Source organism: Brevundimonas sp. (assembly GCF_041648055.1).
Taxonomy (GTDB): domain Bacteria; phylum Pseudomonadota; class Alphaproteobacteria; order Caulobacterales; family Caulobacteraceae; genus Brevundimonas.
On sequence record NZ_JBAZPS010000001.1, the window covers coordinates 1,210,736 to 1,225,755 of the forward strand.

12 protein-coding genes are annotated in these 15,020 nt (G+C 67.2%); 3 read left to right on the forward strand and 9 right to left on the reverse strand.

Features of this window, described 5'->3' with window-relative positions; genetic code table 11:
- Window positions 1–66: 66 nt before the first annotated feature.
- Entirely contained in the window at window positions 67–2,460 is a 2,394-nt protein-coding gene (locus WC585_RS05985) for a DNA translocase FtsK 4TM domain-containing protein (RefSeq protein ID WP_373256690.1), read from the reverse strand.
- Window positions 2,461–2,650: 190 nt separating this feature from the next.
- Between WC585_RS05985 and WC585_RS05990 the strand changes: the two genes are divergently transcribed.
- Window positions 2,651–3,904 (forward strand): UbiH/UbiF/VisC/COQ6 family ubiquinone biosynthesis hydroxylase, encoded by a 1,254-nt coding sequence (locus WC585_RS05990; protein ID WP_373256691.1) that lies wholly within the window; start codon window positions 2,651–2,653, stop codon window positions 3,902–3,904.
- 84 nt (window positions 3,905–3,988) lie between these two features.
- Here the strand turns inward: WC585_RS05990 and WC585_RS05995 are convergent, their stop codons facing one another.
- The 7 genes from WC585_RS05995 to purH form a co-directional block, all read right to left on the reverse strand.
- Entirely contained in the window at window positions 3,989–4,183 is a 195-nt protein-coding gene (locus tag WC585_RS05995) for a Trm112 family protein (protein WP_373256693.1), read from the reverse strand.
- A gap of 107 nt (window positions 4,184–4,290) precedes the next feature.
- Entirely contained in the window at window positions 4,291–4,950 is a 660-nt protein-coding gene (locus WC585_RS06000) for an LON peptidase substrate-binding domain-containing protein (protein WP_373256695.1), read from the reverse strand.
- Window positions 4,951–4,961: 11 nt separating this feature from the next.
- Window positions 4,962–5,858, reverse strand: coding sequence for a thioredoxin (gene trxA / locus WC585_RS06005; RefSeq protein WP_373256697.1), 897 nt, complete (start codon window positions 5,856–5,858; stop codon window positions 4,962–4,964).
- Between the two features lie 86 nt (window positions 5,859–5,944).
- Window positions 5,945–7,777: a heparinase II/III family protein gene (locus tag WC585_RS06010; RefSeq protein ID WP_373256699.1), complete on the reverse strand. Its 1,833-nt coding sequence runs from the start codon at window positions 7,775–7,777 to the stop codon at window positions 5,945–5,947.
- The gene (gene rpe, locus WC585_RS06015) at window positions 7,774–8,433 is read right to left on the reverse strand and encodes a ribulose-phosphate 3-epimerase (RefSeq protein ID WP_373256701.1); all 660 of its coding nucleotides are present in this window, start codon (window positions 8,431–8,433) and stop codon (window positions 7,774–7,776) included. Before rpe ends, WC585_RS06010 begins: the two co-directional genes overlap by 4 nt.
- Before the next feature lie 44 nt (window positions 8,434–8,477).
- Complete coding sequence (locus WC585_RS06020; protein WP_373256702.1) at window positions 8,478–9,233, reverse strand: dienelactone hydrolase family protein; 756 nt, start codon at window positions 9,231–9,233, stop codon at window positions 8,478–8,480.
- A gap of 111 nt (window positions 9,234–9,344) precedes the next feature.
- Window positions 9,345–10,949, reverse strand: coding sequence for a bifunctional phosphoribosylaminoimidazolecarboxamide formyltransferase/IMP cyclohydrolase (gene purH / locus WC585_RS06025; protein ID WP_373256704.1), 1,605 nt, complete (start codon window positions 10,947–10,949; stop codon window positions 9,345–9,347).
- Window positions 10,950–11,135: 186 nt separating this feature from the next.
- Between purH and WC585_RS06030 the strand changes: the two genes are divergently transcribed.
- Window positions 11,136–13,631 carry an ATP-binding protein gene (locus WC585_RS06030; RefSeq protein WP_373256706.1) on the forward strand — a complete coding sequence of 832 codons (2,496 nt, stop codon included), beginning with the start codon at window positions 11,136–11,138 and terminating at the stop codon, window positions 13,629–13,631.
- 9 nt (window positions 13,632–13,640) lie between these two features.
- Here the strand turns inward: WC585_RS06030 and WC585_RS06035 are convergent, their stop codons facing one another.
- Window positions 13,641–14,168 carry a prolyl-tRNA synthetase associated domain-containing protein gene (locus WC585_RS06035; RefSeq protein ID WP_373256708.1) on the reverse strand — a complete coding sequence of 176 codons (528 nt, stop codon included), beginning with the start codon at window positions 14,166–14,168 and terminating at the stop codon, window positions 13,641–13,643.
- 47 nt (window positions 14,169–14,215) lie between these two features.
- Between WC585_RS06035 and WC585_RS06040 the strand changes: the two genes are divergently transcribed.
- Window positions 14,216–14,956, forward strand: coding sequence for a DUF6065 family protein (locus WC585_RS06040; protein ID WP_373256709.1), 741 nt, complete (start codon window positions 14,216–14,218; stop codon window positions 14,954–14,956).
- Window positions 14,957–15,020 lie beyond the last annotated feature (64 nt).

The following is a 15,020-nucleotide window of genomic DNA, read 5'->3' on the forward strand; positions in this document are numbered from 1 at the left end:
GGAGGGGGAAATGCCGTCACGCGCTCAAGGAGCGAGCGGCCGCGTCGCGAGCGTTAGCGCCCCACTTTACAGGGGCGGCGGCCCGGCCAGCACGTCGCGCTTGCCGGCATGGTTGGCGGGGCTGACCACGCCTTCCTGTTCCATCCGCTCGATCAGGGAGGCGGCGCGGTTGTAGCCGATCTGCAGGCGGCGCTGGACATAGCTGGTCGAGGCCTTGCGGTCGCGGGTGACCACGGCGACGGCGCGGTCGTACAGGTCGTCCCCGGAGGAGCCGCCCCCCTCGTCGAAGGGCGAGGCATCGCCGTCGCCGTCGGGATCGTCGGTGATCAGGTCCAGATAGTCGGGCTCGGCCTGGGCCTTCAGGTGGTTGCAGACGGCCTCGACCTCCTTGTCGTCCACGAACGGGCCGTGCAGGCGCGTGATGCGCCCACCGCCCGCCATATAGAGCATGTCACCCTGGCCCAGCAGCTGCTCGCCGCCCTGTTCGCCCAGGATGGTGCGGCTGTCGATCTTGGAGGTGACCTGGAAGGAAATCCGGGTCGGGAAGTTGGCCTTGATGGTGCCGGTGATGACGTCGACGGACGGGCGTTGCGTCGCCATGATCAGGTGGATACCGGCGGCGCGGGCCATCTGGGCCAGGCGCTGGACTGCGCCCTCGACGTCCTTGCCGGCGACCAGCATCAGGTCGGCCATCTCGTCCATGACGACGACCAGGAAGGGCAGAGGTTCGGGCCGGATCTTCTCGCTTTCGTAGACCGGGCGGCCCTGTTCATCGAAGCCGGTCTGGACCGTGCGTTCGAAATGCTCGCCCTTGGCCTGGGCCTCGCGGGCGCGCTCATTGTAGCTGGCGATATTGCGTACCCCCAGCTTGGACATGCGGCGATAGCGGTCCTCCATCTCGCGCACCGTCCATTTCAGCGCGACGACGGCCTTCTTCGGATCGGTGACGACCGGGGCCAGCAGGTGCGGGATGCCGTCATAGACCGACAGCTCCAGCATCTTGGGGTCGATCATGATGAAGCGGCATTCGGCGGGCGAATGCCGGTACAGGATCGACAGGATCATGGCGTTGACCCCGACCGACTTGCCCGAGCCGGTGGTGCCCGCGATCAGCAGGTGCGGCATGCGCGCCAGGTCGGCGACATAGGGCTCGCCGCCGATGGTTTCGCCTAGCGCCAGCGGCAGCAGGTGGCTGGTCTTGTCGTATTCGGTCGAGGCCAGCAGGTCGCGCAGATAGACGGTCTCGCGCCGGGCATTGGGCAGTTCGATGCCGATGGCGTTGCGGCCGGCCACGACGCTGATGCGGCAGGCGCGGGCCGACATGGACCGCGCAATGTCGTCCGACAGAGCCACGACGCGGCCATGCTTCACGCCGGGCGCGGGCACCAGTTCGTACAGGGTGACAACCGGGCCGGGCCGGATCTGGTCGATGACGCCCCGGACGCCGAACTCCTGAAGCACGCCCTCCAGCATCTTGGCATTGGCCTTCAGCGCCTCTTCATCGACGGTGCCGACACGCTTCTCGGGCTTGGTCAGCATGGTCAGGGGCGGCAGGTCGAAGCCCGTCGAGGGACGGGCAAAGTCGAAGGCGACCTGGGCATCGTCGGCCTCGCGCTTCGACGCCTTCGGCGCCTTGACGGCGGCGACCTTGGGCTCAGGGGCCGACTGGGCGGGCAGGGGCGCATAGGCGGGGGCGGGCTCGGCCCAGGGCGGGGTGTCGGCAGCATCCGCAGCGACGCGTCCGGTCGGGACGGCTTCCAGATCAGGCTCGGGAGCCGGGCGTTGACGTTTCGGTGCAGGCGGGACGGCTTCGCGCTCGGCCTTGGCAGTGGGGGCCCTGCGTCGCATGCCGCCCATCCAGCTCAGACCGTCGGTCAGGTCCGAGAAGCGAAGGCCGATGGCATAGCCGATGCCCCACAGGCCAAGCGGCAGGAAGATCACGCCCGCCCAGATCGGAGCGCCCGGTACGCGAATGGCGGCGCAAAGGCTGCGCACCAGGCCCACAATGCCGTCACCCCACAGGCCGCCCAGGCTGGAGGCCAGCGGCCAGGCGGCGGGCGCGGCCAGGGCCGACAGGGCGGCGGACAGGCACAGGACGCCCAGGGTCGCGGACAACGCCTTCAGCGGCGTGGGCTTTAATCTTTGCTGGATGATGTCGCCGATGGCGCGGGACAGGCCGAAGGCGATCAGCAGCAGGGTTGCGGGCCAGGCGGCCAGGCCGAGCGACTGCATGAACAGATCGGCGAACAGGGCACCATTGGCCCCCAGCCAGTTGGTCGGGGCCGCGCCCGAGGCGGCATTCAGGCTGGGATCGGACGGGTTCCAGGAGATCAGGGCGAGCAGCAGCAGGGTCGCCAGCAGGGCCTGCAGCACGCCGCGAAACTTCACGGCTATCGGCGCATCCCACAGGATCCGCGCACCGGTCCAGGCCTGCATTCCAATGGCGAGGGCGGCGGACATGCGGTGGCGAACTCCGGGAGTGGGAAAGCGGATGCTCTTGTCGCCCCGACAGGGTTAAGGGGGCATTTACCAGGTGCGAGGGACGAGGTTCGAGGGATGAGGAATTGGCACTTCGTTTTGAACGATGATCCGGGATGTGCGGCACCCACAACCCTCGACCCTCATCCCTCATCCCTCTAACCTTGTCGGCATGACACAGGCTGATCGCTACGACGTCGTAATCGCCGGGGCCGGCATGGCCGGGGCGACCTTTGCCCTGGCCGCGGCGCAGGGGGGTCTGAGGGTCGTGCTGATCGATCCGCAGCCGTTCAGCGCCCAGCTCGCCCCGACCTTTGACGGACGCTCAACGGCCATCGCGTTTTCGACCTTCCGTATGCTTGACGCCTTGGGCGTCGGCGTAGGTTTGCGGCCCCACGCCTGCCGGATGGATCACATCCTGGTCACCGACGGGCGACGACCCGGGGCCGCGTCCAGGACGGCGTCATCGGCCTGGTTGCGGTTCGATGCCGACGAGATCGGGGACCGAAACGGGGGCGAGCCGCTGGGCTATATGGTCGAGAACCGGCGCATCCGCTCGGCCCTGGCCGAGGCCGTCACGGCCGCCGGGATCGAGGTCCGCGCGCCTGCTGCGGTGAGCGCGGTCGAGGCCGGGCCGGGATTCTGCACCGTCACCCTGGCCGACGGATCGGTCCTGACCGCCAGCGTCGTCGTGGGGGCCGAGGGGCGCGGCTCCCTCGTGCGCCAGGCGGCCGGGATTGACATCACCGGCTGGTCCTATGGCCAGAGCGGCGTCGTGGCGACGGTGCAGATGGAGCGAGACCACGGCAATGTGGCGCATGAGTATTTCCTGCCCGCCGGCCCGTTCGCCATCCTGCCCCTGACGGAGCGTCGGGCCAGTCTGGTCTGGACCGAGACGACCCGCCGGGCCGAGGCGCTGCGTGACGCTTCCAACGAAGCCTTCCATTCGCACCTGCGCCGCCGGTTCGGCGACTTTCTGGGCCAGGTCACGGTGGCGGGACCACGCTTCGTCTATCCCCTGTCGCTTCAGTTGGCCGAGGCCCTGACAGCCCCGCGCACCGCCCTCATCGGCGATGCGGCCCATGCCGTGCATCCTGTCGCGGGACAGGGCCTGAACATGGGGCTGAAGGACGCCGCCGCCCTGGCCGAGGTGCTGATCGAGGCTATGCGGCTGGGCGAGGATATCGGCGCGGAGACGACGCTGGATCGCTATGCCCGCTGGCGCCGGTTCGACAATGCGGCCCTGGCGGCAGGGTTTGACGCCTTCGTGCGGCTGTTCTCCAACGACATCGCGCCCGTCCGACTGGCACGCGACATCGGTATCGCCGCTGTCAACCGCATCGCCCCCCTGCGCCGCGCCTTCATGCACGAGGCGGGTGGCGCGACGGGCGATCTGCCGAAGCTTTTGCGAGGCGAGGCGGTTTAGGGAGGTTCTGGGGGTTTAGGGGTTAGGTTCTAGCGCAAAACCGGCTGAAGCCGGACATCCTGCCCTTTCCCTAAAACCTAGACCTTAATCCAGCGCCCGCGCTTCTTCCGTCAGCATGATCGGCACGCCGTCGCGGATGGGGAAGGCCAGCTTTGCTCCTCTGGACACCAGTTCCTGCTGCTCCCGGTCATAGGTCAGTTTCCCGCGCGTAACGGGGCAGACCAGAACCTCCAGCAGGCGAGGATCGACGGCGGTCGGCGTGTGGAATGTGTCGGACATTCTCGAAGGTTATAGGGTCTAGGTCCTAGGTTCTAGGGAAAGACGCAGAAGTCGGGATTGGATTTCCTTCTCCCTAGAACCTAATCCCTGGACCTTGGAGCCTCGCTTCACTGCATGGACGGCGCTTCGCCGTCTCCGGCCTCGGCGGCATCGATGGTGAGCAGGGCAGTGAGCACCGCCGCGCGGTCGGGCAGGGTGACGGCCTCCAGCAGCGCCTGCTTCTCGGCCCCGTCAAACGGCAGGGCCATCGACAGGCTGTTGATCAGGGCCTCGGGCGGTGCGGTCTCGGCGGTATCCCAGTCGATGTCCAGGCCGCGCGTCTCCATATAGGCCCGCAGCGCATCCAGAAGCCGGTCGCGATCCATGTCGTCGTCCTCGCGGGGCGGCGCGGTCAGATCGGCCTCGAACGACGCAAAGTCGGCGCGGATCTGGCGATACGGCGTCTGGGCCGGGATTTCGCTGGCCAGACGAAAGCGCGCACAGCCGGTCAAGGTGATCAGATACCGGCCGTCAGAGGTTTCGGCGAAACTGGTGATGCGTCCGGCACAACCCACTGACGACAGACTGGGCAGACGGCGCGGGCCGGCCGTGGGCTGGATCATGCCGATGATCCTGTCGCCCGCCATCGCGTCGTCGATCATGTTGAGATAGCGTGGCTCGAAGATGTTCAGCGGCAGCTGCCCACGCGGCAGGATGATGGTTCCGGGCAACGGAAAGACCGGGATCACCTGGGGCAGGTCGCTGGCTTTCACATAACCCTGGGCCACGCAGCGCTCCTTCAGGCGAACAGGATGGAGGACAGGCGGCGGCGTCCGTCGCGGGCCACGTCGGAGGCTGGTCCCGCCGCCTCGAACACCGTCAGCAACTGCTTGCGGGCGGCTTGGTCATTCCACTCGCGGTCGGCCGCGACGATAGCCAGAAGGCTATCGACCGCCCCCTTGAAATCGCCGCCCGCCGCCTGGGCCAGGGACAGGTCATAGCGGGCCTGATGGTCGGACGGATTTGCGGCGAGGCGGGCCTGAAGTGCGTCGGCTTCGCCCGTCGGTGCAGCCGAGGCCAGCGAGAGCTGGGCGCGCAGGCTGATGACGTCGGCATTCTTGGAATCGGTCGCGGCCATGGCCAAGGTTTGGCGGGCCTGATCCGCGTCGCCGTCGGCCAGATAGACCCGCGCCATTCCGGCGATGGCCGTCTCGTTCTCGGGCTCCAGCGTCAGGACCTGGGCATAGGCCTGGGCCGCGCCACCGAGGTCGTTCAGCGACAAGGATTCCGCGCCCAGCGATAGAAGCTGTTCGACGTCAGAGTTGATGCCTGGTCCGCCCGCCAGCTTGTCGATGAAGGCCTTCAGCTGGCTTTCGGGCACTGCACCCTGGAACCCGTCCACGGGCTTGCCGTCTACGAAGGCATAGACGGTGGGGATGGACTGAACCCGCAACTGGCCTGCATAGGCCGGGTTGGCGTCAACGTCGATCTTGACCAGCTTGACCTTGCCCTCGGCGGCACGGACGGCCTTTTCCAGCATGGGCGTCAGGGTCCGGCAGGGCCCGCACCATGTGGCCCAGAAGTCGACGATCACCGGCTGGACCTTCGAGGCCTCGACGATGTCGGCCATGAAGCCGGCGTCGGAGCCGTCCTTGATCAGGTCATCGGACGCAGCTTTGGGGTCGGCGAAACTCATGAAACGATCCTGTGCAGACAAGCGGTAACGCGGCAACCGTCAGATGGTCGCGGCAGGGCGGAACCTCAAGGTGGAGCGGTGACGGATCAGGACGGATCGGACCCGGCGCCGGCGGGGCTCAGCTTCCAGCGGATCTTCGTTTCCGCATCCGTGCGCGCCGAACCGCGCACCACGATCTGGAGCGAGCGGCGGGTCAGACCCTCATCGACATGGACCGAGGGCTCGATGGCGACGTCCGGCCCGTCGGTGCGGAACCACCAGCCCCGGCCCGAATGGCCGCGCAGCAGGATGGAACGTCGATCGCGGGCCAGGGATGCCTGAACCCCCGGCTCCAGCTGGAAGCGGACAGCATAGGGGGCGGCGATCGGGCGAGCGCCATCACGATGACCGGGCGAGGGATGCAGGCGCTCCTCGGCGCGCAGCTCGTCCAGCTTCTGGTCCAGGTACAGACGTCGTTGATGCAGCAGTCCGAAGCGCGAGGCCCAGCCGTCGTGCTCGACCTCCAGCCAGACGGCGGCCTCGCCATCGCGGTGGTTGACCTCGAAATGCAGCGCCGGTCCGATCAGGCGCGGTCCCATGACCTCGGCCTTCCAGCCTCCCAGTGGCTCGGCCACCGAGCTTTCGCCCAAGGTCAGGGTCGAGTGGCCGGGGGGCAGGCGAAGGCCCTGGCGATCCAGCGCCTGGGGTGTCCAGCCGCAGCCGGTGACCAACCGGTCCTTGCCGCACAGAATCTCCAGCGCCATCGGCTGGGCACAGGCTGTGGCGGACCAAGGCCCTCGCGCCGGACCCGCGACATCTGTGATGATGGTCAGCAGGGGGCTACGGATCCGAGAAATGCCGCCAACGATGCCGGACAGATCGGTATCGGGGCCGGCGTCCCCTTGGGCGTGTGCCGCTGCCACACGCGCCGCCGTCGAGGGCCCGCCGCCTTGCAAGGTGATCAGTCGCCCATCCGGCAGAGTGTGCAGGCTTAGAGCCTTGGTAAGGCGCTGGATGGCGCGGAGCACCGGCTCGGGCGTCGTCTCCGATACCTGGCCCAGGACGTCATGCAGCGTCTGCAGATCGAGCAAGAGCTCCATCCCCGCCTCGGGGCTGCGTGAGGCATGGCTGCCGTCGGCCATGACCGTGCGCGCCAGAGCCGCTGTCAGTCGGTGCAGGGCGGTCCGGCGCAGGCCCGCACCGGACTTACCAGCCAGAGTGCAGCCCGCGACGGCGACGGCGGTCAGGCTGGTCGCCTGTTCGGCCACGCTGTGCGGCGGGCGCAATAGCTGGCGGGATTGACGGGCCAGGAGATCGGCCAGTTTCAGCCGCTCGGCCTCGGTGGCCACATGACCCATGCGACGGGCCGCACAAGACAGGTTGAAGACCCGACGCGCCAGAATCGGCGGGCTCCAGGCGAAGGGCGACCAGCGGGCGAAGACGGTGCCCCAGCCCAGGGTCAGCCGCAGGGCCTCTCGAGCACCGCGCTCTTCCTGCATCATCAGGGACGGCAGCCATTGGAAGGCGTGAAGTTCGGTGGCGAAGGCGCGGGTCGGGCTCGGCTGGTTCCAGGGGTCTTCGGGGGCCGGAGCCTCCAGGCTATGGCCCGCAAGAGTGAAACGACCCCCCAGCAACAAGCGTCCCAGGTTCGGATCGACCGGTCGCGGATCGCGCGGGCTTGCGGCAAACCCCTGCGCCGGACGACCGCCCAGGGTCAGCGCATAGCCGGGCAGACCGTACAGCTCGATCCACAGCTGGCGCGATATCAGCCTTCCAGCCAGGGCAGGCCATTGGCGCACGTCACCATGTGTCTGGCTGTTGCGGACAGGTGTGCGCACGGGAGCTCCGCGCAAACCAGGAATGGTGTCGGACACGGCACCACCCGAGACGACATCAGCCGCATTGGGCGCGTTCCGCTCGCTTTGGCCGGGAATATTCACGCGCGCTTCAACGCCGCGATATTGTCCGCATAGGCGGCCGGTCCACCCTTGAACACGAACGACCCGGCCACCAGGGCATCGGCCCCGGCCGCGACACAGGCTGCGGCATTGGCCGAGGTCACGCCGCCGTCGACCTGAAGATGCGCTTTCGATCCGGCGGCATCCAGCAGGGCGCGGGTCCGCTCGATCTTCCTCAGCGTCGTGTCGATGAACGACTGGCCGCCAAAGCCTGGATTGACCGACATCAGCAGGACCAGGTCGACCAGGTCCACGACCTCGGCCACGACATCGACGGGCGTGCCGGGGTTCAGGACCACGCCGGCCTTGGCCCCCAGATGGCGGATGCGACCGAGCGTCCGGTGCAGATGCGGCCCGCTCTCGGGATGGACCGTCAGGATGTCGGCCCCGGCCTCGCGGTAAGCCTCCAGCCAGGGATCGACCGGGGCGACCATCAGGTGGACATCGAACGGCAGGGTGGTGTGCGGCCGGATGGCTTTCACGATGTCGGGCCCCAGGGTGATGTTGGGCACGAAATGGCCGTCCATCACATCGACATGGATCCAGTCGGCCCCGGCAGCCTCCAGGGCGGCGACCTCCTCGCCCAGACGGGCAAAATCGCTGGCGAGGATCGACGGGCAGATCAGGGGCGCGGTCATGACGGGGGGGATAAGCCGGGATGCCCGCAGGGGCAAGCGCGGGCTTAAAGCTGGGGCGCGACGGCCGTGTCGTTCAACAGAGCCGAGAAGCGGCGGATGGCCTCGGCGGTCAGGTCGGGATCGTGGCGCATGGGCGGGGCCGAGGTCGGCTCGTCGAAGGCGTGGGTGCCTTCGGCGATCCAGGTCTCGACCTCGGCTCCGCAGTTGCGGACCATCGCATGGACACGCTCGGCATTGCGGACGCTGGTCAGGTGATCGGTGCGCGAGATGACGGCCAGGGTCTTGGGGCAGTGGGTCCAAGGCCGCATCCGGTTCAGGGCCGCAATGCCGATATAGGGGTAGCAGAGGTAGACGGACTTCACGCCGTCCAGGGTGATCTCGCCCGGGTTCTGGACCCCGAGTGTTCCCGGCGTCCGCGCCGAACTCATCGCCTCCATGATGCCCCAGCCGCCGTGGCTCCAGCCCGCCAGGACGATGCGCGAAGCGTCTACGTCTCGCCTTTGTGACACGCCGTTCAGCGCGGCCAGCACGTCTCCCGCTCGCTTGTCACCGCGCAGTTGCAGGCCCGAGCAGACGGTGGCCAGGGCATAGGCCCGGCTCCAGCCGCGCGGGGCATAGGAATCGACGATGAAAGCGCGCCATCCCGCGGCCCTTGCGGCCTCGGCATAGAGCGGGAGATGCGGCCGCATTCCGCCGCAACCGTGGAACAGGACCACCGCCGGACGCGGCCGGTCGTCGTCGGGGCCAACGACGATTGCGTGCGGTTCAAGCTGGGTCCAGCGGGTGGAAAGAGTGTCCATGGCAGAACCTTAGCCTTTGTCGAACCAAACGACAGCCGCGCGACGTGGATCACCGCCTAATCGCGCTCATTCAGCGAGCGACCGCGTCGCGAGCGATAGCGCCCCCAAAAATCAGTGCCTGAACACCCGCACCCCGGTGAAGGCCATGGCGATGCCGGCCTCGTCCGCCGCCGCGATGACCTCGGCGTCGCGCATGGAGCCGCCGGGCTGGATCACCGCCGTGGCTCCGGCAGCGACCGCTTCCAGCAGGCCGTCGGCGAAGGGGAAGAAGGCTTCGGACGCGCAGGCAGATCCATGGGCGAGGGAGTGGGCCAGCCCCTTGGCTTCCCCGGCTTCCTTGGCGCGGATGGCGGCGATGCGGGCGCTGTCGCGGCGGTTCATCTGGCCTGCGCCGATGCCGGCGGTCTGGCCGTCCTTGGCATAGACGATGGCGTTGGACTTGACGTGCTTCGCGACGGTGAATGCGAACAGCATGTCCTGCACCTCCTGCTGCGTCGGCTGGCGGCGCGTGACGATCTTCAGGTCTTCGGGCTTGATCAGGCTGCGGTCGCGCGACTGGACCAGGAACCCGCCGGCCACGCTGCGGAACACCTCGCCCGGACCGTGCGGATCGGGCAGGCCGTCGGTGATCAGCAGGCGCAGGTTCTTCTTGGCGGCGAAGACGGCGCGGGCCTCGTCGTCGGCACCCGGTGCGATGACGACCTCGGTGAAGATGTCGGTGATGGCACGGGCATCGGCCCCGTTCAGCGGCCGGTTGACGGCAATGACACCGCCGAAGGCCGAGACGGCGTCGCATTCCAGCGCCCGGGCATAGGCCTCGCTCAGATCGTTGCCGACGGCCACGCCACAGGGGTTGGCGTGTTTGACAATAACGCAGGCCGGGGCCTGGAACTCTGCGACCAGTTCATAGGCGGCATCGGCATCGGCGATATTGTTGTAGCCCAGTTCCTTACCCTGGACCTGCTGCGCATGTGCGACCCCGGGACGGGTTTCGCCAGTGCGATAGAAGGCCCCGGTCTGATGCGGGTTCTCGCCATAGCGCAGGGTCTGGGCCAGCGAGCCGGCGATGGATTTGCGGGCCGGGGCGGCGTCTTCCAGCTGACCGGCGAACCAGCCGCTGACGGCGGCGTCATAGGCGGCGGTGCGAGCAAAGGCGCGGGCGGCCAGGCGCTTGCGCAGGGCCAGCGACGTGGTGCCGTCAGCTTTCAGCGCATCGAGCAGTTCGGCCACTGATGTTTGATCGACGCAGACGGCGACATAGCCGTGGTTCTTGGAGCCGGAGCGGATCATGGCGGGGCCGCCGATGTCGATGTTCTCGACCACGGCATCGAAGCCGCCGCCCGAGGCGACCGTGGCCTCGAACGGATACAGGTCGACCCAGACGATATCGATGGGACCGATGCCGTGGGCGGTCATGGCCTCGGCATGGTCGGCGGCGTCTCGCACGCCCAGCAGGCCGCCGTGGACCACCGGGTGCAGGGTCTTGACCCGCCCGTCCATCATCTCGGGGAAGCCGGTCAGGTCGGCCACGTCCTTCACCGGCAGGCCTAAGGCCGCGATGGCCGCGCGCGTGCCGCCGGTCGAGACCAGCTCGACGCCCAGCTCATGCAGGGTCCGCGCCGCCGCCTCCAGCCCCGTCTTGTCGGACAGGGAGATCAGGGCGCGAACAGGCCTCACCGCATCGGGCGCAGGCGGAAAATCGGGAGCGGCGGGCATGGCGGCATCCGTATCTGGAATGAGGTCGGGGAGACGCAGGCGGCTCTAGCACTGTCCGGGGCGCGATAGAACCGCAGCCGACCGTTGGGCCGTCAAAATCGACGAGCGCCGCCATAACCGCGCGGCCACTAAAGCTTGCTCAACCTCTTGCATGTCAGATGGTCGCTTGGGGTTGGGGTTTTTGCGATGTCGAACCGCGTCTTTCTGGCGGTGCTGAGGATTTTCTTTGCATCCGTGGTTGCCGCGCCGGCCTCGGCGATGGCCCCGGAGCCTGTGTTGCCGCCTGCCGCAGAGGCCGAGGCCCTGGCCCGGTTCGTGGAACGCCGCGCCGCCTCGACCAGCTTCGCCGAGCTGGAAACCTTCGGTCAGCGCGCTGCGACCCGTAAGGACCGGGAGGGATTGAACCGGCTGTATCACGTCACCTGGACGATCCTGAACCAGGGCGAGTTTCAGCGTGCGACCCGGTGGAACAACCGTCTGGCCGCTGCCGCCCGGGACCAGGATGACAAACGCTATATCGACATCGCGGCACTGAACGCCCTCACCATTCGCTACGATCAGGGTGAAGCGGCGGCGGCCGCCGCGATGACCGACTATGTAGAGCACGGTCACGACTGGTTTGTTCGGGCGCACGCGGCGCGACTGGTCGCGCTGAATCTGGTCGATCAGGGCCGGATCGGCGAGGGTCTGCAACTGCTCACCCGCGCCCAGGCCGACATTCCCGCGCGCGATCCCTATGCCGACACCGCCCGCGCCGGCATCTGGGAGGTGGTCGGCATGGGCTTGAAGGATATCGACGATGTCGAGGGCGCGACCGCGGCCTTTCGCAAGTTCGAGATCGACTATTCCAATCCCGCCTATCCCCGCCCCGATTTCGACAGCCTGTACAATCTGACCAAGATGGCTGTTCGGATGGGGGATCTGGAGCGAGGTCGGGCGTTTGCGGCTGCGCACAGTGCGGTGGCGTCCCGATCCGACCTGCCCGCCTTGGCCATTTACGACGCCGCCCTGTGCGCCCTCGTCGCCGATGCCGGCGCACAGCCGGGAGGCGTACTAGCCTGTCTGGATCCCTATGGCGAAAACCTCGGAGACGCCGCCTTCCTGGCGCTGGACGTTCTGCCCTTGCGGGCGATCGCCAGAGCGAGGACGGGCGACGTGGACGGAGCCATGCGCGATCTGGAGGTTCTGCGCGGGCTTGAGACGTCGGCGGGCGACGGCTCGCGTCTGAGCGAGGTGCAGGCGGAAATCCTGTTCGCCCAGGGACGGCCGGCCGAGGCTTTTGCCCTGCTGCGGCGTTTCACAACCGAGAAGGATGTCGCTGAAGCGCGCGCCTTTTCTGCCGGCGTCCATCAGGTCACGGGCGACATGCAGCAGCAACTCGACGACCGCCGCACTCAGCTGGAAACGGCCCGGACCAAGACGCGCCTGCAATGGCTGGTCATCGCCGTCGGGGTCATTTTTCTGCTGTGCGTCGGCGCGGGCCTGGTCTGGCAGATGCGTCAGGCTCGACGGCTGAAGGCGGCCCAGGAACGGGCCGAAGCCGCCAATCGCGCCAAGTCGGAATTCCTAGCCAATATGAGCCACGAAATCCGCACGCCGCTGAATGGTGTCGTGTCCATGGCCGATGCCCTGTCGCGTCAACACCTGGACCGCAACGCCCATGAGATGGTCGATCTGATACGGTCTTCGGGGGCTACGCTGGAACGCCTGCTGACCGACATCCTCGACAGTGCCAAGATCGAGGCAGGCCAAGTCGCGCTGGAAGAGACGACGTTCGATCTGAAGCACACCGTCAATGACATCGCGCTTCTGTGGCGGGCCAAGGCGGAGGATCGGGGGGTCGCCCTCGTCTTCGATCTCGATCCCTCCGCGCCGAAATACGTGTGCGGCGATGCGGTACGGCTTCGCCAGGTCCTGACCAATCTCATCTCCAATGCGCTGAAGTTCACGGAGCAGGGGACTGTGACGATGACGGTGACGGCGGCGGACGCCGGCCGCGTCAGATTCGAGGTCCGAGATACCGGCATCGGCTTTGACGCCGACCAGAAGGCCAGAATCTTCGGTCGTTTCCAGCAGGCCGATGGATCGATCACCCGCCGCTTTGGCGGAACGGGTCTGGGCCTAGCCATTTCCGCCGCGCTGGTGGAGCTGATGGGCGGTACCCTGGATTGCGACAGTATGCCCGGCCAGGGGTCGGCCTTCATCTTCGAGATCGACCTGCCCGAGGCGGCAGCACCGGTGGCGGCCTCCTCGCCCATCACCCCGGCAACCGATATCACCGGACTGCCCCTGCGCATCCTGCTGGCCGACGACCACCCAGCCAATCGCAAGGTGATCGAGATCATGCTGGGGGTCACGGCCATGGAGCTGGTGACGGTCGAGAATGGACAGCAGGCGCTGGAGCGCTTCAAATCCGAGCCCTTCGACATCGTCCTGATGGACATGCAGATGCCGGTCATGGATGGGCTGAGCGCGACGCGGGCCATCCGCGACGTCGAGACCGATCAGGGCAAAGAACGCACCGCCATTCTGATGCTGACGGCCAACGCCATGGCCGAACATGTCACCCAGAGCCTGGCTGCCGGAGCGGACGGACATCTGACGAAGCCCATCACCATGAACGCCCTTCTGGCCGCCATGAGCGATGTTTTGGTCGGCAAGACCTGGCGCGAGGCGGCCTGAGGCTGCGCTTCAGGGCGCGCTGAAATCCAGGAGCACTGGCTCCCGCCCCATCAGCGCCAGGGCCTTGCGAAAAGCCGCCTGCTCCAGAGCCGTCGTCGCCGTGTTGGTCAGGGGGTGGAAGTTGACGATGTCAGCGTCCCAAAGCGCCTGATCCAGCACGAAGCTCACTCGCCGGTCGGTGTCATTGATCAGGGCCAGGGCCGTGACAGAGCCCGGGCGGACGCCCAGCGTCTCCCACATCAGGGTCTCATTGCCGAAGGACAGACGGTCCGAGCCGATCAGGGCGGGCGCGCGCTTCAGGTCGATGACCGTGTCCTGACGCGCTGAGATCAGCCACAGCCTGCCCTTCTTGTCCTTGAGGAACAGGTTCTTGGTGTGGGCTCCCGGCAGGGCGACTTTCAGCTCCAGCCCCTCCTCGACACGGAAGACGGCGGGATGGTCGTGGGTGGTCTGGGCGATGTCGTGTTCGGCCATCCACGCCAGCAGGCGGTCGCGGTCATAGGCGGGAGTATGGGTCGGCTTGTCTTGGGTCATCATCGGTCGCTAGGAATGTATCCGTCCTCGATACCCGCCGGAGATCGCCCGTGGAACTGGAATGCTATCCGATGTCGCAGCGCCCGCCGGACCTCGTGCCGGGGCGCCAGTCGCGCGACTGGATGGACGCCTTTGCCAGCCGGCATCCCTATCGCTGTCTGCCGCTGAACATGGCCAATACGACGGGGTGGGAAATCCTGTGTCCGTTCGGCTTTTCCGCCGAGTGGAACGGCGGCCCGGCCCAGTCGGACATCGTCATCACGCCAGACCGGCCCGAGCCGGATGTGAAGCATTTCGTCGTCTCGCATTTCACGCGCGGCGTTCTGACCATGCATCCGCAGTATCTGTTCCGCACCCCGCCGGGCTGGAGCATGACCTGCCAGGGCAGCCCCAACCACATCAAGGACGGCATTCAGGCCCTGGTCGGGGTGGTGGAGACCGACTGGCTGCCGTTTCCGTTCACGATGAACTGGATCTTCACACGCCCCGGCAAGATCCGCTTCGACAAGGGCGAGCCCTTCTGTTTCATCACCATCGCTCAGCACAAGAAGGCCGAGGAGGCCCAACCTGTGATCCGCTCGCTGGGCTCCAATCCGACCATGCAGGGCCAATACGAGGCCTGGCTGAAACAGCGCAGCGACTTTAACAGCCGCCTCGCCTCGGGTGATCCCGAAGCAGCCAAGGAGGCCTGGCAGCGGTTCTATTTCAAGGGAGAACTGCCCGACGACCTGGGCAAAGCTCCCGCCAGCCACACCAACAAGCGTCGGATGAAGATGCCGCGCATCGGATAGGGCGAAAGAAAAAGGGCGGCCCCTGTGCAGGGGCCGCCCGGTCCATTTTGTTCAGCCTGGTTAT